The following is a 17854-nucleotide window of genomic DNA, read 5'->3' as shown; positions in this document are numbered from 1 at the left end:
GCGGCTTGCCCATGCGTTTGGCGACCAGGGCCTGGCCAATGGTGTTGTTGATCTTGTGCGCGCCGGTGTGATTCAAATCCTCGCGCTTGAGCAGAATCTTGGCGCCACCGACATGTTGCGACAGGCGCTCGGCGTGATAGATCGGGCTGGGCCGGCCGACGTAATACTTCAGGTCGCGATCGAGCTCGGCGATGAACTCGGGGTCCTGGCGTAACCGCAGGTAAGCCTCGGTCAGCTCGGCCAGCGGGGCCATCAATGTCTCGGCGACATAGCTGCCGCCGTAGTTGCCGAAACGACCGTGTTCGTCGGGGTAAGCGTTGAAATCCACAATCTTGCTCATCTCAATCCAAACCGTTGACCCAATTGTTGAGGCACCCGATGGCGGCGGCTTCAGCCGCCATGCCTGACCTAGATAGCGGCTTACGCCGCTGCAGCAGAAGCTTGCCGCGCTGCGGCAATAAAGGCGGCCATCTTAGCCGGATCCTTGATCCCTGGCGCCGACTCGATGCCACTGGACACGTCCACCGCCCATGGCCGGGCGATACGCACCGCTTGGGCCACGTTATCCGGCCGCAGACCGCCCGCCAGGATCAGCGGCTGGGTCAGCTCTTTAGGCATCAGCGACCAGTCGAACGCCCGGCCACTCCCGCCGGCCTCGCCCAGCCCGTGCCCATCCAGCAACAAACCTGCGGCCCCGGGGTATTGGCGCAACTGCGGCAGCGCCGCCGCCCCCTCACCCATCGCAATGGCCTTCAGGTAACGGCGTCCGAATTGCGCGCACCAGGTCGCCGGCTCGCGACCATGAAACTGCAGCAGATCGGGTTGCAGCCCATCGATCACTGTTTCGACCAGGGCGGCATCGTCGTCCATAAACAAGGCGACCATGCTGATAAATGGCGGTAACGCGCGGCGAATCGCTTGCGCCTGCGCCAGCGATACTTGCCGCTTGCTGCGTGCGGTGAAGATCACGCCAATCGCATCGGCCCCCAGCGCGGCTGCCAGCAGCGCGTCCTCAACCCGGGTCATGCCGCAGCATTTGATGCGCAAAATCATCTTGAGTGAACTCCAGACTGACTGACTTCGCTGGGCAGCCCCCAATGCGCTTCGTAACGTGGCCCCAGGAAAGTCAGCCCAAAAGCGGGTGCGGTAGGCCCGGCGACATCGCGATTGCGGCCGGCCAGCAGTTCACCCATCCAGGCCGGCGGCTGCTCACCGCGACCAATCGGCAACAGCGAACCGACAATATTGCGCACCATGTGATGCAAAAAGGCATTCGCCTCGATATCCACGATGACCTGCTCGTCTTCACGCCGCACACTCACTGCCAGCACCTCGCGGCGCGCATGCCGATTGAGAATGCGATAGCGATAGCGTCGGCTGCGGGCCGAGAAACGGGCGTGAAAATCCTGCGCCACCGGCTGCGCCCACAGCACCGCCACACTGGCGGGCAAGTTGGAGCATCCACCAAGAATCCAGCTACGCGGCTCGCGTTGCACCTCGGTATCGAAATGCACGACCTGACAGCGGCCATGTACGCCTGCATCGGTGCGCCCCGCGCAACTGATCTCCACCGGATGCGCCGCCACAAACGACAACGCCTTCTCCACCGCCCCCTGCACGCTGGCGCCATGGGTCAGCCGTTGCCAACCAAAGAAATCGGTGCCGTCGTATTCAATACCTAAAGCGATGCGCATGGGGATAAAGCTGAAAACCTGGGGAATAGAGGGCACAGAGATTAACAGGGTGGCGGCAAGGGCCGGCTGCCTTGGGCTTGGCTAGCCCTGGCCAGATCCACGGGCCAGCCGGCTGACCGGCCGCCGGACGATTGGCGGGCATTTCAATTTTCCCTCCCGCAAACGTCTTTCATAGGTCACAGCAACCAGCGGGCCGCGCGCTTTGAACAAGCTGAACAATCAACCGGAGGCCGGACAGCCTGGGTTCGGAGCCAACCCTGCGGGGATGGCCGATGCACACCGACAGCGCCGCCGAGGTCTCGCCGGCGCGCATCAGACGGAGCTCGCGGGATGAGTAGGAAATTCATTCTGACGCTGTGGACCAGCCTTGGGTTGATCCTCATCACCGCCTGGACCTGGGCCCTTTATGTCGGGCCGGCATGCAAGCGCATACCCACGCCCATCGTGGCGATCCATGGCAAGACCTGCGGCGCCAACTTACCGCCAAAATGATAGGTGCCTGGTTGATCTGGCCGAACCCATCGCCTCGACGCCAGCAGGCAAAGCCGACCGCGCCGTGCTTAGGGCCAGGCCTCCGCGCGAGATCCATTCAAGCGGCTCCCTGGCCCAAGCGGTTGGCGGATTAAAAACACCGCGACTTAAACGACATCGGGCCGGCATAAGCCGGCCCGATGCATCACACCATGTGTCTCTTATTCGTCAGTGCAGATCGGCCAGCAGCCGCTTGGCGGTGTCTTTCTGCATCTGGCTACCTTCGTGCAGCACCTCTTCCAGCATCGAGCGGGCACCGTCGGGGTCGCCCATGTCGAGATAAGCGCGCGCCAGATCAAGCTTGGTGTCGGAAGGGTCGTCACTGAAGTGACCGAACTCGTGATGTTCTTTAGCGCCGGCATGCTCGGCATCCACCGGCTCGTCAGCGAACTGCCAGCTCGTATGCTCGGCATGCGGCGCGGACTCGATCGGCTTCACCGGCTCGTGATGCGCCGGCAGATCGTGCGCGACGATGGGCGCATCTTCAGCCCCAGGCGTCAAGTTGAAACCGAAGTGATACTCGCTGACCGTCGACTTGGCTTCGCGTGCCGGAACCGCCGCAGGCTTGATCGGCGGCGGGATGCCCAGGCCCTGGTCGGTCGAATAACTATCCAGGTCGAAGTGATGCAAGGCGGCATGCTCATCGGCCCCCTGTGGCGGCTGCGGAGCGTTAGGCGTGAACAACGGATGCCCGGGCACCAAGTCTTCACCCATATGCACCACGTCTTGCCATTCCACTTGTTGCGGATTGGCGATATGCGCATGCATGGCTTCGGCGGCGGCTTCGAAATGCTCGACGTCACGGCGGCCGTAATAAAGACTCACCAGCTCCAGGTGCAGGCCGATGTCATCGGGATGCTCAGCCAGCTGATCGAGCAACTCATCCTGGTCGGTATCGCCAGCATGCGGGTTCACCGGCGCAGCACCGAAACGCTCAGCCAGGGAAGAACCCGTCGCTGTCGGGGCCAGCGTCACCGGCTTGCGGCGACGGCTTAGCAAGGCCAGCAAGGCCAGCACGAGGATGGCGCCAGCGCCGGCCGCCCAGGCCCAGGTCTGCATGTACCAGGGATCTTCCACCACCGGCGCAGGCGTCGGCTTGACCGGCGCGGGCTTGGCGGCAGCAGGAGCCGCCGGCTTGGGCGTAGCCACCGCAGCACTGGCTACGGCGCCAGCCGCAGCAGTCCCAGCGGAAGCCGGCGTGACCGCCGGGACAGCAGCCGGGTTGGCCGTACTGGCCACGCTAGCCAGCTTGGAAGCGGGCGCCGCTGTCGTAACGACGGTCTTGTCTTCGGCAGGCGGCGTGACCGCTTTGGCGGCAAGCGCGGCGGCGGCCACTTCAGCAGGCGTACCGACCGACTTGCGCGCCTCGCCCAGCTTGCGCTGCAGCTCGGCGATTTCGTTGTCTTTCAACGACAGCAGGCGTTCGTTCTTGCCGTTGATATCTTCCAGATCTTTAAGGCGCGATTTCAGCTCGTCGCCCTGCTGTTGCAGCGCGGTCAGGGTCTCCTGGCTGCGCAGCAAATCCTGGTGCATCGAGGCCGTGTCACCCTTGCCAGCAACACTGGCACCGCCGTCTTTCGCCGGCACCAAAGCCAGCCGGTCAGCGGCATTTGCAGCTTTGCCCGGTGACGAGGATGCCGAGGCGCGGGTGCCGGCATCAGCCACGGTGGTGGGCACCTTGGCCGCGCCAGAGCGCCAATCGCTGTTCTGGCGACGCACTTCGGCCATCGCCGCGGCGGCAGCTATCGCCTGTGCATCTTCTTTGGACGGCACGCGCAATACGGCGCCGGTTTTCAGCGCATTGATGTTGTCGCATTGCGGGCGATACCGGACAAAGTCTGGCCGCGCTCAACCGGAGCCAGCTTGCCGTCCGCACTGGTCTCGGCACGCGCCGGGGCAGCCTTGGCGGCTACGGCGGTTTTGCGGCTTGGTGCAGCGGCTTCGGCGGCTGGCGCGGGCTGACGCGGCGTACGGGTATGCGCCGGCGTCGGGGTTGCCGCAGCCGAGCGAGTCACAGGAACTTGCGCCTGCTGTTGCGAGGCCGGCGGGTCGAGCAACACGGTGAACTCGCGCACGCTCTTGTTAGAGCCGCTGTCGACCTCGACCAGCAAATCCAGATAGGGGTCGGTAATCGGCGCACTGCTGGTGACGCGGATGACCTTTTTCCCGTTAGCGCCATCAGCCACGTTGAACTGCAGCAACACCGACGGTGGGGGAATATTGGCCTGGGCAAAGGCGTCACTGGAAGCCAATCTAGCCGTGAGATTCTGCAGCTCGGCCGGATTCTCGGGATTCACTGGAATCTCGGCCAGCAAAGGCTGGCCCAGCGCGGATTTGATCTGGATCTGGCCCAATTCCAGCGCCACTGCCTGACTGCTGCCCAATGCAAGCGCCAACAGCACCGACAGCTTCAACGAACGATTCATCGCGTGCTCCCCCCAAACGACCCCGTGACGTTTCTTATGATCGCAGCCAATAGCGGCAGCGACCCGGAACGAGGCGTCACTTTAGTTATATAAAAGCCAATCAACAATAGCCGTGGCCGATGTTTACACCACATTGCTGCAGCGCATTCTCCCTTCAGTGACGTACCTTGGCAGCCTCCGGGGCTGCCTTCAGTGCGTTCAGCTGCTGCTGCAATTCAGCCACCGTACGATCTTTCTGCTGTAACCGCTGATCGGTTTCGCGGTTCTTCGCTTCTTGTTCTTTCACGCCCTGGCGCAAACGCTCGATTTCGGCATTGCGCTGAGCCAGCTGCTGATCGATTTTCAGCTGATCGGCGGTGGCTGCCGACTTGGCCGGTCCTGCCGCCCAAGCGTTGCCTAGCAACAAACTACTGACGCACAAGCCCAATACCAAGCCAGCAAGTTTCATTACAAATAATCCTCAATTAGGCGTTCAGCGATCTGTACGGCGTTCAAGGCGGCGCCTTTGCGAATATTGTCGGCAACCACCCACAGGTTCAGGCCGTGCTCGTGGGAAATATCCTCACGGATACGGCCAACGAAAACCGGGTCCTGGCCTGCCGCATCCCCTACGGGCGTTGGATAACCGCCCGCCTTACGTTCGTCCTGCACCACGACGCCTTCGGCACGCTCCAGCAACTCGCGCGCCTGTTCAGCGGTGATCTTGTCGCGGGTTTCGATATGCACGGCCTCGGCATGGCCGTAAAACACCGGCACGCGCACCGCGGTCGGGTTCACCTGGATGGAGTCGTCCTCCAGGATCTTGCGCGTCTCCCACACCATCTTCATTTCTTCCTTGGTGTAGCCATTGGGCTGGAAGTCGTCGATGTGTGGAATCACGTTGAAAGCAATCTGCTTGGGAAATTTCTTGGTTTCCACTTCCTGGAACCCGAGCAAGGCAGCCGTCTGTTTGCCCAGCTCTTCCATGCCGGAACGACCCGCGCCCGACACCGATTGATAAGTAGCCACATTAATGCGCTCGATGCCGACCGCGCGATGAATCGGCGCCAGCGCCACCAGCATCTGCATGGTCGAGCAATTCGGATTGGCGATGATGCCGCGCACGGTGTACTGCGCAATGGCGTGCGGATTCACTTCGCTGATCACCAGCGGGATGTCGTCCTGGTAGCGAAACTCTGAGGTGTTGTCGATGACCACCGCACCCGCGGCGGCCGCGCGCGGCGCATGCTCGCGGCTGACCGAGCCACCTGCGGAGAAGAACGCGATATCCACGCCTTTGAAATCGTAGTCGGCCAGGTTTTGCACGGTGACCGATTTACCGCCGAACTCGATCTTGTCGCCGGCCGAACGTTCACTGGCCAGCGGCACCAGCTCACTGATCGGAAACTCGCGCTCGGCGAGAATCGACAGCAGGGTTTCGCCCACGGCGCCCGTTGCGCCGACCATCGCCACCTTGTAACTACTTTTCTTGCTCATGATCCGGTTTCGGTAAGTAAACATGTAGTAGAGGAAACCGCCATCACGGCACCGATACCGCAACTGCGGAAATCTAGCCGGGAAAGCAGGCAAAACAATACGTGATCCGCACTGCTGTGAATGACGTCACGCTTTGCGGCACATGGCCGGCCAGTATGCCGCATCAACTCAAGCGCGGGTACGGCTCGACCATGCCGCCATCACCGCCGGATTCAGCGCCGTCGGTGGCTGCCCGGCCCGCGCGCCATGGCCGAGGGCAGCGATCACATTATCGGCGGCAAGATGGGCCATCGCCCGGCGCGTGTCTTCGCTGGCGCTGGCAATATGCGGGCTAAGCAGGGCGTTCTCCAAGCCGAGCAGATCCGGATGCACGGCCGGCTCACCTTCGAAAACATCCAACGCGGCCGCGCCCAGGCGGCCTTCACGTAAGGCCACGGCCAAAGCCGCATCGTCCACGATGCCGCCACGCGCCACATTCACCAGCACCGCGGATGGCTTCATCTGTGCCAGTTCGGCAGCACCGAGGGCATAATGATTTTCCGGCGTATACGGCAACACCAGGATCAAATGATCGGCCTGGCTCAACAGGCTGGCCTTGTCGACCAGGGAAGCGCGGTATTCGCGCTCGATCGACTCGGGCAAGCGTGAGCGATTGTGATAAATCACCCGCATATTGAAACCAGCCGCGCGGCGCGCAATCGCCTGGCCAATGCGGCCCATGCCGAGAATACCCAGCGTCTTGCCGTGAACATCGACACCCAGCCAATCGTCGAAGCGTGTGGCACTACCCTGCCACTGCCCAGCCCGTAGCCAGCGCTCTGCCGCGCCCATCCGGCGCGCAGCGGCCAGCATCAGCGCCCAGGCATAATCGGCCACGCTTTCATTGAGTACGTCAGGGGTGTTGCTGGCCAGAATGCCTGCGCGGCTGAGCGCATCGAGATCCAGGTTGTTATAGCCCACCCCCAGATTGGCAACGATCTTCAGCCGCTGGTTGCCTTCCAGCACCGCGGCATTCACGCGCTCCGACAAGCCGACCACGGCAGCGTCCACATCGGCCAGCTTGGCCTTGAGCTGCGCCGGTGTGCGCTTACCCTCGTGCGCTTCGGCCTCGACCTCAAAGTATTCGGCCAGTCGCGCCAGCACCTCAGGAAACAACGGGCGCGATACCCAGACCTTCTGCTTGGCCATCTTCATGGATCTCAGGGAATTCTTGGCGTGATATCGCCTACATCGCCACATTGCGCGCGATGACGCAGCGCGTGATCCATCAACACCAGCGCCATCATCGCCTCGGCGATCGGCGTGGCGCGGATACCGACACAGGGATCATGTCGCCCCTTGGTCACCACTTCAGCCGGCTCGCCGGCCAGATTCACGCTATGGCCGGGGATCAAAATGCTCGAGGTCGGCTTGAGCACGATCGACGCGGTCACCGGTTGCCCGGTGCTGATGCCACCGAGAATGCCGCCGGCATGATTGGAGGCAAACCCCTGCATCGACATTTCATCGCGATGCTCACTGCCGTGCTGGGTGACCGCGGCAAAACCGTCGCCGATCTCCACCCCTTTCACGGCATTAATCGACATCAGGGCACTGGCGAGGTCGCCATCGAGCTTGCCGTAGATCGGCTCGCCCCAACCCGGCGGCACACCGTCGGCCACGACATTGACCCGCGCGCCGACGGAGTCGCCCGATTTGCGCAAGGCGTCCATGGCCTTTTCCAGCTCGGCGACTTGCGCCGCATCCGGCCAGAAGAAAGGGTTCTGCTCCACGGCGGCCCAATCGAATGCATGGTCGTTTCACGCGCGGACGAACGGCCACCACCCCGCGGGTCGCGAATACCGTACTTCTGCCAATAGCTGTAGTCGGCATGCCCCGGGCGGAAGGTGTTGACGATGTCGCCGTAATCCTTGCTGCGCTGGTCGGTATTGCGAATCAACAACGCAATCGGCGTGCCGGTGGTGGTGCCTTCGTAGACGCCGGAGAGTATTTCCACCTCATCGGCCTCGCGCCGCTGCGAGGTATGCCGGCTTTTGCCGGTGGCACGACGATCGAGGTCGGCGCGAAACTCCTGCTCGCTGATCGGCAACCCCGGTGGACAGCCGTCGATAACACAGCCGATGGCGGGACCATGGCTTTCGCCGAAGGTGGTGACGGTAAACAGTTTGCCGAAGGAGTTACTGGACACAGGAAGAAGTCGTCTGGAGTAGTCCCGCACAGATTAACGCGAGCAGGCCGTCAAGCGTCAGTCGAATGCCATTCCCTGGCCAGTATCGCGAAGATCACGTCATCGACCCATTCGCCGTGCAACTGAAAAGCTTTCGCGTAGTACGCCTCCTGACGCATGCCTAGCGCCCGCAACAAGCTCATGCTGGGATGGTTGCGCGGATCGACCGAGGCATGCACCCGCTGCCGGCCCAGTTCGCCGAAACTCCAGGCGAGTACGGCGCGCAGGGCTTCGCTTGCATAGCCTTGGCCCTGATAAGGCCGCGCCAGGCTGATGCCGAACTCCACCGAGCCATCGGGATCTGCGGGAAAGTACAGGCCGAGATCGCCAATCAAGGCATCCCCATCGCGCAAACGAATGGCCCGCTGAAACCAGCTATCGGGCGTATTCGGCTCGACCGCCACCTGGGCGCCAATGAATTCCTGCGCCTCGTGCAGCGTCGCCGGTCGCCAGCCCTGGAAGCGCGCCACCTCGGGATCGGCGCGATAGCTGAATAGGGTTTCGGCATCGCTGGGTCGCAACGCGTCCAGCACCAATCGTGAAGTAGTGAGTTTCATGGAAAATCAGCACGCCCCGATGGAGCTGTCACCGGCAGTGGCCTGCCCGTGACAGATGCTATCGCGCGTTAGCTGCCACTTAAGCAGCGCGCGCCTTGGCCGCCGCACGGATGACCTCGGCGTGCTCGACCAGATCGCGGCGCTCCAGTGCAAACACGCCCATCGCGCCCACTTTGAATTCGATCCACACAAACGGCACCTGCGGCAGTAGCGCGCCGAGCGCGTGCTCACTCTCGCCGACCTCGACGATCAGCAAACCGTCTTCGCTGAGGTATTCGGCCGCTTCATCGAGCATGCGCAGGCAGATGTCCAAGCCATCCGCGCCGGAGGTAAGCCCCAGCTTCGGCTCATGAATGTATTCGCCCGGCAAGGCCGCGTATTCGTCTTCAGTGACATAAGGCGGGTTGGAGACGATCAAATCGTAGCGCCGCCCCTTCAGCCCATGGAATAGATCGGACTTGATCGCCTCCACGCGGCCCTCGACATGCTGGAAAGCGATATTTTCGCGCGCCAGCGACAAGGCCTCGTCGCTGATATCGACGATATCCACCTGCCACTCGGGGTTGTACTCGGCCATCGCGATGCCGATGCAGCCCGAGCCGGTGCACAGGTCCAGCGCCCGCTCGACATGGCGGTGATCCATCCACGGCGCGAAACCCGACTCAATCAGTTCGGCAATGGGCGAACGCGGCACCAGGGCACGCCGATCGCTTTTGAACTTCAAACCGGCAAACCAGGTTTCGCCGACCAGGTAAGCCACCGGCAAGCGCTCGTTGACGCGGCGTTCGATCAACGCCAGCACGCGCTCACGCTCTGCGCTGGTGAGCTTGCCTGCGCCATAAGCGGGCGGAATATCCGGCGGCAGGTGCAGGCTGGCCAGTACCAGATGCGTCGCCTCGTCGATCGGATTGTCGTGGCTATGCCCGAAGGTCAGCCCTGCGGCGGAGAAGCGGCTGGCGCCATAGCGGATGAAGTCGATGATGGAGGCAAGTTCAGCAGTCACGGCGGCACAGTTCGGCAAGGGGTTGCGAAGTATAGCGGCCCGCCCCGCCTGCCTGCTCCTCCGTGGCTGGATTAGCCCGGACCGAACGCCGCCAGAGCCGACTCCACCGGGGGCGGCGGATCCGAATCGGTGCTGCGCAGGCTGATCACTGCCTGGAATCGACCCGGCCACCCTATACTGGGCGGATGACTTTTAACGTACTCCTGCAATACATCCTGCCGCACCGCGCCCTGTCCCGAGTCGTTTACTGGGCCACCCGCTGGACCTTCGCGCCATGGAAAAACTTTCTGATCGGCAAAATCGTGCGCAGCTATCAGGTCAACATGGCCGAAGCCGCACAGCCTGATCCGCGAGCCTATCAACACTTCAATGCGTTCTTTACCCGCAAGCTGCGCGCTGATGCGCGCCGGGTGGACAGCGATCCGAAGGCCCTGCTGTGCCCCGCCGATGGCCGCATCAGCCAGTCCGGCGCGATTGTGGATGGGCGCATTTTCCAGGCCAAGGGCCAGGACTACACCGCCGCCGAGCTGTTGGGGGACGAAGCCGCCGCACGGCCCTATCGCAACGGCCGCTTCGCCACGGTGTACCTGTCGCCACGCGACTACCACCGCGTGCACATGCCGTTGGCGGGACGCTTAAAGGAAACCGTGCATGTGCCGGGGCGCATCTTCAGCGTCGCACCGTTTGCGGTGGCGGCGATTCCGCGCCTGTTCGCCCGCAACGAACGATTGGTCTGCCACTTCGAAGGTGAGCACGGTCCGTTTGTGCTGGTGATGGTTGGCGCGATCCTGGTCTCCAGCGTGGCGACGGTATGGGATGGCCTGGTCATTCCGCCCTATGCCAGCGGTATCCGTCGCAAATCCTTCGAAGGCCAGAACATCACCCTGGAACGCTTCGCTGAGATGGCCCGATTCAATATGGGCTCGACAGTGATCATGCTGTTGCCGGAAAGCTTCGGTGAACTCGATGCACTGCAATCGCAGCAGCCAGTGCAGGTGGGGCAGCGGCTAGGCCGCCTGTAAACCCACAACGATGGCTGCCACCCGCCGCGCGCACGGCGGGTAATCAACACCAAATCATCGATCGAACGCGCATCGATCCGGCCAGCCACGCTTGGCCATGATCACGTCGAGCCAGCCTCGTTATCCGTGAGCAAGCATCGTGCGCGCAGTAAGTGCTTACGAGCATGTGACGCATTTTGTCGTTTTGTGACGTTCTTGGCGCTCTATTTCTTTCAGGCTGGCTAAGCTCCCCGCCAGCACCGCGCACGACACCCCCTCAGGTCACCCCGAGAAACTACATGAGTCTTCTTAGCCAACTCATTGCGATTAACCGCGCACGGCAACTTAGCCGGCAGTTTCGCGATATCGAACGCTGCATCAACGCCCTACCCAAGCGCGGTAGATCTCGCCTGGGAGAGTTGGCGCTGCGCGAAATCGGGCAGGCCTCACGTAGCGATTTTCCGCACTTGTATGGCACCCCCTCGGATGAGCGCTACCGCCCCTGGGGTCAAGGCACCACGATTGGTTTTGCCCGCGCCCGTTCGGAGAATCCCGAAGTGGCCTTGCGTGGCATTGCTCTGTGGCTGGCCGTGGCTTATCACGAGACCAAAGACTCGCCCTACCCCAGCCTGCAGCCACACTACCGCCAGTTGACCCGCGTGCTGCGCGAACTGAAAGAGGCGCACAGCACCGACAGCACCGACACCTGGATGAACTCGCCCGCCGCGGCCTGATCTCTCTAGCTGATCTCTCTAGAAAATTGCCGGGGCCTGCTTAACGCGCCCCGGCAGGTATCAAGCCATCAACGGCAAGCCGGCACGCGCAGACTCTGCCCGACGCTGATGTTGTGATGGCGCAGGCCATTCATCTTGGCCACCTCTTCCACATCCGAACAGCCCAGCTTATTCACGATGCTGGTCAAGGTGTCGCCGCGCTTGACGGTATAGCTGCGCGGCTTGGCCGGCGCCGAGGCCTTGGTCACCACCGGTGCCGCAGGCGCCGGCGTATATGACGACGACACCATGGGAATGACTGCCGTATGCAAGTCATTGGCAAGAATCGGCCAGGGGCCGTCAGTGCAACGCGCCGTGTAGGCCTTCTCCAGCAGCTTCGGCACCTCTAGCTTGGTACCGGCGGGCTGGGATATCTGCGGGTCGAGCCGCGGATTGAGATTGCGCAAGGTGCGAAACCAGCCATTGCTCATGCCGCCCGCCGAACCCAGGCATACGGTGAGCTCCGACAGCGATGCCGAACGCTTCAGCGTAATGTTGCCCGGCGCCACATCGAGCTTGGGAAAACGCAGGTTGTAGCTGTCGGGATGCAAGAACAACCACGCCGCCGCCAGCACCGCAGGCACATAGGCGCGGGTTTCCGGCGAGAGCTGGCTATAAATCTTCGGGTCGTAAAAACTGACCGCCGTGTTGTCGCCGACCATCCGCCGCATGCGGCCCTCGCCACCGTTGTAGGCAGCCAGCGTGATCTCAAGATTGTTGTTGAAGATCTTCAGCTGCTCGTCCAGATACTCCGCATTGGCACGCGCGGAAGCGCCAGGGTCGTAGCGCAGATCAAAACCATCGTCATTGACCAGTCCGAACCGCATGCCGGTGGCATTCATGAACTGCAACGGGCCGGCCGCGCCAGAGCGCGATACCGCATGCACCTTGCCACCCGATTCCTTGGCGATGATGCCGAACAGCAAGGCTTCGGGCAGATCCTGCTTTTGGTACTCGGGCCACATCTGGTAACGCATGTATTGGTAGTTGACGTAGGCCTCCATCAGGTTCGGACGCCACTGGGTCAGCCACATTTCCAGCGCCGCCTTCACCGGGCCGTTCATGGCGATCAGTTCGGAGAGCTGCTGCCCACGCAACAAGGTCACGCTGCGCTGCGCCTCGGACAAGCTAGCCGCCCCCTTCTTGCCGCTGGCACTGCCTTCGCTGGTGTGCTCGACCGGCACGCTGTCGTCGTCAGCGAAAAAGCCGCCATCCTTCAAACGCAAAAGACGATCAAACACCGAGAAGAATCGCTGCGGATCGCAACCCGGGGTATTGCCACAGGTAGCGGCAGCGCTTTTCAATTGATCGAGTGCTGCGGTCAGGGTTTGCTGCGAGGCCTGGCTATCGCCTTCACGCGACTGCTGTACCGCGACTTCATAGCCCTTGCTGGCCTGATCGAGCTGGCTATACAGCGCATCCACCGGTTGCGCGACTTTGGGGGCGCCGCCGGTACTGGCGCAGGCGCCGAGCAAGGCCAGTGCCGCGGCGAGTGGAAGCAGGCGAACAGATGAAACCGGCATCGAAGCGTCCCTGACTAGAAAACGAGCACCATACCCGGCGTGCCCGGCGGACTCAACGAGCACGCCATGCCATTGACGATTCAAGGCGGCGCCGCAACCGTAAACAGGCTCTTCGCTACAATCGGCCGATCACTCCCGGATAAGCGCGATGACAGACATCCTGATCGGCCGTAACGAAAGCACCAGCGTCAGCCTCGATCCGCAGTACGGTAATCGCCACGGCATGATCGCCGGCGCCACCGGCACCGGCAAATCGGTATCGCTGATGGTGCTGGCCGAGGGCTTTTCAAAACTCGGCGTGCCGTGCTTTCTGGCCGACGCCAAGGGCGACCTGGCCGGCCTGGCCATGGCAGCCGGCGACCCCGGCGACACATTGAAAGCGCGACTGGCCAAGCTAGGCCTGAATGACTGGAAGCCGCAGGCAAACCCGGTGATCTTCTGGGACATCTACGGCAAGCTCGGCCACCCGGTACGCGCCACCATCAGCGAGATGGGCCCCACCCTGCTCGGCCGCATCCTGGAACTCAACGATACCCAGGAGGGTGTGCTGGAGGTGATCTTCAAGGTCGCCGATGACCAGGGCTGGCTGCTGCTGGACCTACCCGACCTGCGCGCGATGCTCGGCTTTGCCGCCGAGAACGCCAAAACCATCTCGACCCAGTACGGCCTGATCAGCACGCAAAGCATCGCGGCGATTCAACGCAATCTGCTCAAGCTCGAACAGGATGGCGCCGACCAGTTCTTCGGCGAGCCCGCGCTGGAACTAAGCGACCTGATGCGCCAGGACATGAGCGGTCGCGGGGTTATCAATGTACTCGCCGCCGATCAGCTGATCTTGAAGCCGCGCCTGTACTCCACCTTTTTGCTCTGGCTACTGTCGGAGCTGTTCGAGCAATTGCCGGAAGTCGGTGACCTGGAGCAACCCAAGCTGGTGTTCTTTTTCGACGAAGCCCACTTATTGTTCGATGACGCACCGGCAGCGTTGCAGCAGCGCGTCGAGCAAGTGGTGCGCCTGATTCGCTCCAAGGGCGTCGGCGTGTATTTCTGCTCGCAGAACCCAGACGATGTGCCGGGCAATATCCTCGGCCAGCTTGGCAATCGTGTTCAACATGCCTTGCGCGCCTTCACCCCACGCGATCAAAAGGCAGTCAAGGCCGCAGCAGAAACTTTCGTCGCCAACCCCAAGCTCAAGGTCGGCGAAGCGATTACTCAGCTGGCGGTCGGCGAAGCGCTGGCCTCGACCTTACGCGATGGCGGCGTACCCACACCGGTAGAACAAGTGCTGGTAAGCGCACCGACGGCGCGTATCGGCGCCATTACCGAGACCGAACGAGCCACCGTGCGGCAACGCTCACCGGTGGGCGGCAAATACGACACCGCGGTAAACCGTGAATCCGCAGCGGAAATTCTGGCCCAACGCGCCGAGCACAAAACGGCTGAAGTCGCCGCCGGCAAAGACGCCTCCGGCGCTAGCGAAAGCCCCGGCTGGGGCGGTGCGATCAAAGACGCGCTGCTCGGCACCAGCCGCCGCCAAGGCATGATTGAGGCGATGGCCAAATCGGCCAGCCGCACCGTGGGCACACGCATCGGGCAGCAAATCGTCCGTGGCGTGTTGGGCAGCATCTTCGGCGGCAAGCGCTGAACATGGCCAAGATCGAGACAGTTGCCGCCGACAAACCCTTCGTGGAACGGCTGGGCAGCGGGTTCAGCTACCCGTTGCGCGGGGCCGCCCTGGCCACCTGCGTTGCATTGGCCGTGGCAAATTACGTGTTTTTGCTGCCTGGCCTTATCGGTCTGCTTGCCAGCATCCTGGTGTGGGCGGCGACCTGGCGTTACGCGGCCGACTGCATGCTGCATACCGCCCATGGTTATGCCCAACCGCCCGACGTCAGCATTCATGGCAATGACTCCACCGGGCGCGGGCTCACCATCGTCCATATCGCGGCCGTCGTACTGTGCGTGATTTTCACGATGTTCTTTCCACACGCACTGATGGCACTGCTGATCGTCTTGGCCCTGGCCTTGCCGGCCATCGACATGTCGCTGGCCTTCGACGGCAACTTGCTGCTGGCACTTAATCCACTGAACTGGTTGCGGATCATCGGCGGCTTCGGGATGGCTTACCTGATTCCCGTGGCGATCAATTTACTGCTGGTCATCCTGATCGTGCTGGCCTCCGCTCTCACGGCGCTGCTACCCAAGCTGCTGGCGGTGCCGATGTTTGCCTTCGTCTACACCTATCTCATCGTGCTCAGTTTTCATTTGATGGGCGCGATGATTCATCAGCGTCATGAGCAATTCGGCCTGGTACCCGACTCACAGGTCGTGGTCGAAGCGACCAAACAGGATGCCGACCAGCAACTGCTGGCCAAAGTCGATGAACTTAGCGCCAGCGATCCGCAGCAAGCCATCCAGCTCTTGGTGCAAAGACTGCAAAATCGCAGTGCCCCGGCCACCGTGCACCTGGCTTATCGCAAGCTGCTGCAACGCCAGGGTCTGCGCGATGGACTGCTGGTGCATGGGCAGATCTGGATCGCCGCCTTGATGGCCAACAAAGAGCCACGCCGAGCGCTTGGACTGGTGCAGGAATGCAGCGATATCGACCCGGCCTTCTTGCCCGATGACTCACGCAATGCCGGCGAACTGGCCGATCTCGCTACATGCATGGGCATGTCGCGGCTGGCACTCAAACTCTGCCGCGGCTATCTCGCCACCTGGCCACGCGACAGCCATGCTGCCCGCTACGGCCTGCTCGCCGCGCAACAACTGGGCGAACGCCTGGATCAACCGACCGAAGCTATCGTGCTGCTCGACAAGTTGCGCACGGCATGGCCAGAGCATCCACTACGCGGCGAGATCGATGCGCTGACAGCACGGCTGCAAACGATGCGCTCCTGAGCGCGCGGACGCCCTCCATGCCGCTGCTCGGGCAAGCGGTTTGAATCGCCATCGCGCAAGCCAATGCCCACACGCTAAGATCCACTCATCCGCCGCCGAATATTGACCTTCGTGCCATACCAGCAACCGCAATCGATACCTGTATGAGCCGCTGGCGCCCACCCTCTCCCTCATCCACCGCCATCATCACGCGGGAAGGCTTTGAGAAACTGAAAGCCGAAGTGGATTATCTGTGGCATACCTTGCGCCCCGAAGTGGTCAAGGCGCTGGCGGCGGCAGCGGCTGAGGGCGACCGCTCGGAGAATGCCGAGTACATCTATCGCAAGAAGCAGCTCGGTGAAATCGACCGCCGCGCACGTTTCCTGAGCAAGCGCAGTCCCGCGTTGAAGGTGGCCGAAGGCGCACCGACTAACCGCGACGCGGTATTTTTCGGTGCGCATATCACGCTGGAAAACGTCGACAGCGGCGAAAGCCTGCGTTATCGCATTGTCGGCCCGGACGAGACCGACGCCAAACTCGGCTGGATCAGCATCGATTCGCCGATGGCCCGCGCCATGCTGAAAAAACGCATCGATGACGAGTTCGAGGCCGAACTACCCGGCGGCCGTAGCCGCTACGCTATCGTTGCCGTGGATTACTGATCGCCGGCTGGACTGGGGTTCGCTGGCGCCAACCCCAGTCCGCGCAGATGTATCTGCATCACAGCTGCTGCAATGACTCTACGACTGCTGTTTTTATTACTTGCCCTGCGGCGCAGGCGATGCCGGCGCGCCCTGCTGCGTCAAGGCATTGAGTTGCGCCTGATGGGATTCAAAGAAGGCGACGTTGGCCTGGTTGACCTTGCTTTGATCGATTCGCGCTGCGGCCTGTGGATCGCTCTTCGCCTGCCAGGCAATCGCCGCATTCATCAGCGCAAGATTTGCCAGCATGAATTCGCGCGGCGTGAACCCGTTTTTCTGGATCAGCGGCTTGATTCGCGGATCACCCGAAACGGCACGCTCAGCCAGCTCATCCAGATTTTTCACCTGGCCCGGCCCGGGGCCGGCCTGCGGCTTGATGCCGGCGGCACGTGCTTCTTTGGTCGCCGCAAGCAGGCGATTGAACACATCGTCGTTGAGGTTGTAGTTCTTGATCGCCTGAATATCGGCTTCAGGCAATGCCGGACCCGGTGCCGCCTGCTGGGCCTGAGCGACCATCGGCAGCAAGGTGGCCAGTGCCAGCATCAAGGTGGGAAGCCAGACCTTGGTCAGGCGCGAAGCATTGAGGGTATTGAATTTCATCGAAAACTCCGGGGTTGGTGCATCGAAATCGTCAACAGGACGGAACATATGAGCACATTCGGTTCAGCGATGACAAAATTTTGTGAAACCAAGCGGCATGTCTCAGCACCCATATCGGACAGCGTGCCGATGCCAAGCGCGGATCGAGCGCTCGTTCCAGCGATCGCCTATGGCTGCTCGGACCGTTTCATCAGGCCTGGCGGTGGGTAACTGCGCCCCTCACGCAAGGGCTGGTAACAAAGCGTATCGCGATGAAATGCTTCGTCGTCGTTATCGACACGCCAGCCAGGAATACCAGCCAGCGGTAGCGGCCGCAAATCCAGCGGATCGCGCAATGCCCGTTCCGCGGCAATCGCCTCGGCGCAACAGCTAAGCACCGACTGCAGGCTTTCACCTTCGGTTGCTACAAATACCAACGCCTTGCCGACCAGCAACTTGCTTGGGGTCAACGCATGCTCCAGCAGC

The 17854-nt window shown here is 62.1% G+C and carries 18 protein-coding genes and 2 pseudogenes; 6 read left to right on the top strand and 14 right to left on the bottom strand.

Annotated features, from left to right (window positions below):
* The 3 genes and pseudogenes from OUZ52_RS18215 to OUZ52_RS18205 form a co-directional block, all read right to left on the bottom strand.
* A pseudogene (locus OUZ52_RS18215) lies at positions 1–340 on the bottom strand (tryptophan synthase subunit beta); the annotation flags it as partial.
* Between the two features lie 80 nt (positions 341–420).
* Positions 421–1050 carry a phosphoribosylanthranilate isomerase gene (locus OUZ52_RS18210; RefSeq protein WP_266159953.1) on the bottom strand — a complete coding sequence of 210 codons (630 nt, stop codon included), beginning with the start codon at positions 1048–1050 and terminating at the stop codon, positions 421–423.
* On the bottom strand, positions 1050–1694 hold the full coding sequence (locus tag OUZ52_RS18205; RefSeq protein WP_266159951.1) for a tRNA pseudouridine synthase A: 645 nt from the start codon (positions 1692–1694) through the stop codon (positions 1050–1052). Before OUZ52_RS18205 ends, OUZ52_RS18210 begins: the two co-directional genes overlap by 1 nt.
* A 330-nt stretch (positions 1695–2024) precedes the next feature.
* Between OUZ52_RS18205 and OUZ52_RS18200 the strand changes: the two genes are divergently transcribed.
* Positions 2025–2186, top strand: coding sequence for a hypothetical protein (locus OUZ52_RS18200; RefSeq protein WP_266159950.1), 162 nt, complete (start codon positions 2025–2027; stop codon positions 2184–2186).
* Positions 2187–2393: 207 nt separating this feature from the next.
* On the opposite strand, the gene OUZ52_RS18195 is transcribed toward OUZ52_RS18200, so the two are convergent.
* The 8 genes and pseudogenes from OUZ52_RS18195 to prmB form a co-directional block, all read right to left on the bottom strand.
* Positions 2394–3998 carry a motility hub landmark protein FimV gene (locus OUZ52_RS18195; protein ID WP_266159952.1) on the bottom strand — a complete coding sequence of 535 codons (1605 nt, stop codon included), beginning with the start codon at positions 3996–3998 and terminating at the stop codon, positions 2394–2396.
* Between the two features lie 20 nt (positions 3999–4018).
* Complete coding sequence (locus OUZ52_RS18190; protein ID WP_266159949.1) at positions 4019–4651, bottom strand: type IV pilus assembly protein FimV; 633 nt, start codon at positions 4649–4651, stop codon at positions 4019–4021.
* Positions 4652–4805: 154 nt separating this feature from the next.
* The gene (locus OUZ52_RS18185; protein WP_266159948.1) at positions 4806–5099 is read right to left on the bottom strand and encodes a hypothetical protein; all 294 of its coding nucleotides are present in this window, start codon (positions 5097–5099) and stop codon (positions 4806–4808) included.
* The gene (locus OUZ52_RS18180) at positions 5099–6127 is read right to left on the bottom strand and encodes an aspartate-semialdehyde dehydrogenase (protein WP_266159947.1); all 1029 of its coding nucleotides are present in this window, start codon (positions 6125–6127) and stop codon (positions 5099–5101) included. Before OUZ52_RS18180 ends, OUZ52_RS18185 begins: the two co-directional genes overlap by 1 nt.
* 168 nt (positions 6128–6295) lie before the next feature.
* Entirely contained in the window at positions 6296–7321 is a 1026-nt protein-coding gene (locus tag OUZ52_RS18175) for a 2-hydroxyacid dehydrogenase (RefSeq protein ID WP_266159946.1), read from the bottom strand.
* A 5-nt stretch (positions 7322–7326) separates the two neighbouring features.
* Positions 7327–8315 (bottom strand): annotated as a pseudogene (locus tag OUZ52_RS18170) (chorismate synthase).
* Positions 8316–8365: 50 nt separating this feature from the next.
* The gene (locus OUZ52_RS18165; protein ID WP_266159945.1) at positions 8366–8911 is read right to left on the bottom strand and encodes a GNAT family N-acetyltransferase; all 546 of its coding nucleotides are present in this window, start codon (positions 8909–8911) and stop codon (positions 8366–8368) included.
* A gap of 79 nt (positions 8912–8990) precedes the next feature.
* On the bottom strand, positions 8991–9914 hold the full coding sequence (prmB, locus tag OUZ52_RS18160; RefSeq protein ID WP_266159944.1) for a 50S ribosomal protein L3 N(5)-glutamine methyltransferase: 924 nt from the start codon (positions 9912–9914) through the stop codon (positions 8991–8993).
* Positions 9915–10099: 185 nt separating this feature from the next.
* On the opposite strand from prmB, the gene asd reads away from it, so the two are divergent.
* Together asd and OUZ52_RS18150 are read left to right on the top strand one after the other, a co-directional pair.
* Entirely contained in the window at positions 10100–10936 is an 837-nt protein-coding gene (asd, locus tag OUZ52_RS18155) for an archaetidylserine decarboxylase (RefSeq protein ID WP_266159943.1), read from the top strand.
* Between the two features lie 278 nt (positions 10937–11214).
* A complete protein-coding gene (locus OUZ52_RS18150) occupies positions 11215–11649 on the top strand; it encodes a hypothetical protein (RefSeq protein WP_266159942.1) in 435 nt (144 codons plus the stop codon).
* A gap of 68 nt (positions 11650–11717) precedes the next feature.
* On the opposite strand, the gene OUZ52_RS18145 is transcribed toward OUZ52_RS18150, so the two are convergent.
* Positions 11718–13211 carry a transglycosylase SLT domain-containing protein gene (locus tag OUZ52_RS18145; protein WP_266159941.1) on the bottom strand — a complete coding sequence of 498 codons (1494 nt, stop codon included), beginning with the start codon at positions 13209–13211 and terminating at the stop codon, positions 11718–11720.
* 148 nt (positions 13212–13359) lie between these two features.
* Here OUZ52_RS18145 and OUZ52_RS18140 point away from each other — a divergent pair, with 148 nt between their 5' ends.
* From OUZ52_RS18140 to greB, 3 genes are all read left to right on the top strand, one after another.
* Positions 13360–14853 carry a helicase HerA-like domain-containing protein gene (locus OUZ52_RS18140; RefSeq protein WP_266159940.1) on the top strand — a complete coding sequence of 498 codons (1494 nt, stop codon included), beginning with the start codon at positions 13360–13362 and terminating at the stop codon, positions 14851–14853.
* Between the two features lie 2 nt (positions 14854–14855).
* A complete protein-coding gene (locus OUZ52_RS18135) occupies positions 14856–16109 on the top strand; it encodes a hypothetical protein (RefSeq protein WP_266159939.1) in 1254 nt (417 codons plus the stop codon).
* 143 nt (positions 16110–16252) lie between these two features.
* Positions 16253–16750: a transcription elongation factor GreB gene (greB, locus tag OUZ52_RS18130; RefSeq protein WP_266159938.1), complete on the top strand. Its 498-nt coding sequence runs from the start codon at positions 16253–16255 to the stop codon at positions 16748–16750.
* A gap of 96 nt (positions 16751–16846) precedes the next feature.
* Here greB and OUZ52_RS18125 read toward each other — a convergent pair whose 3' ends face one another.
* Together OUZ52_RS18125 and OUZ52_RS18120 are read right to left on the bottom strand one after the other, a co-directional pair.
* Positions 16847–17389 carry a hypothetical protein gene (locus tag OUZ52_RS18125; RefSeq protein ID WP_266159937.1) on the bottom strand — a complete coding sequence of 181 codons (543 nt, stop codon included), beginning with the start codon at positions 17387–17389 and terminating at the stop codon, positions 16847–16849.
* A gap of 167 nt (positions 17390–17556) precedes the next feature.
* On the bottom strand, positions 17557–17854 hold a 298-nt coding region (locus tag OUZ52_RS18120), incomplete at its 5' end, for a DUF3025 domain-containing protein (protein ID WP_266159936.1).

Source organism: Dyella silvatica (assembly GCF_026283955.1).
In the GTDB taxonomy this organism is placed as follows: domain Bacteria; phylum Pseudomonadota; class Gammaproteobacteria; order Xanthomonadales; family Rhodanobacteraceae; genus Dyella_C; species Dyella_C silvatica.
This window is presented reverse-complemented; position numbering and strand designations above follow the sequence as displayed.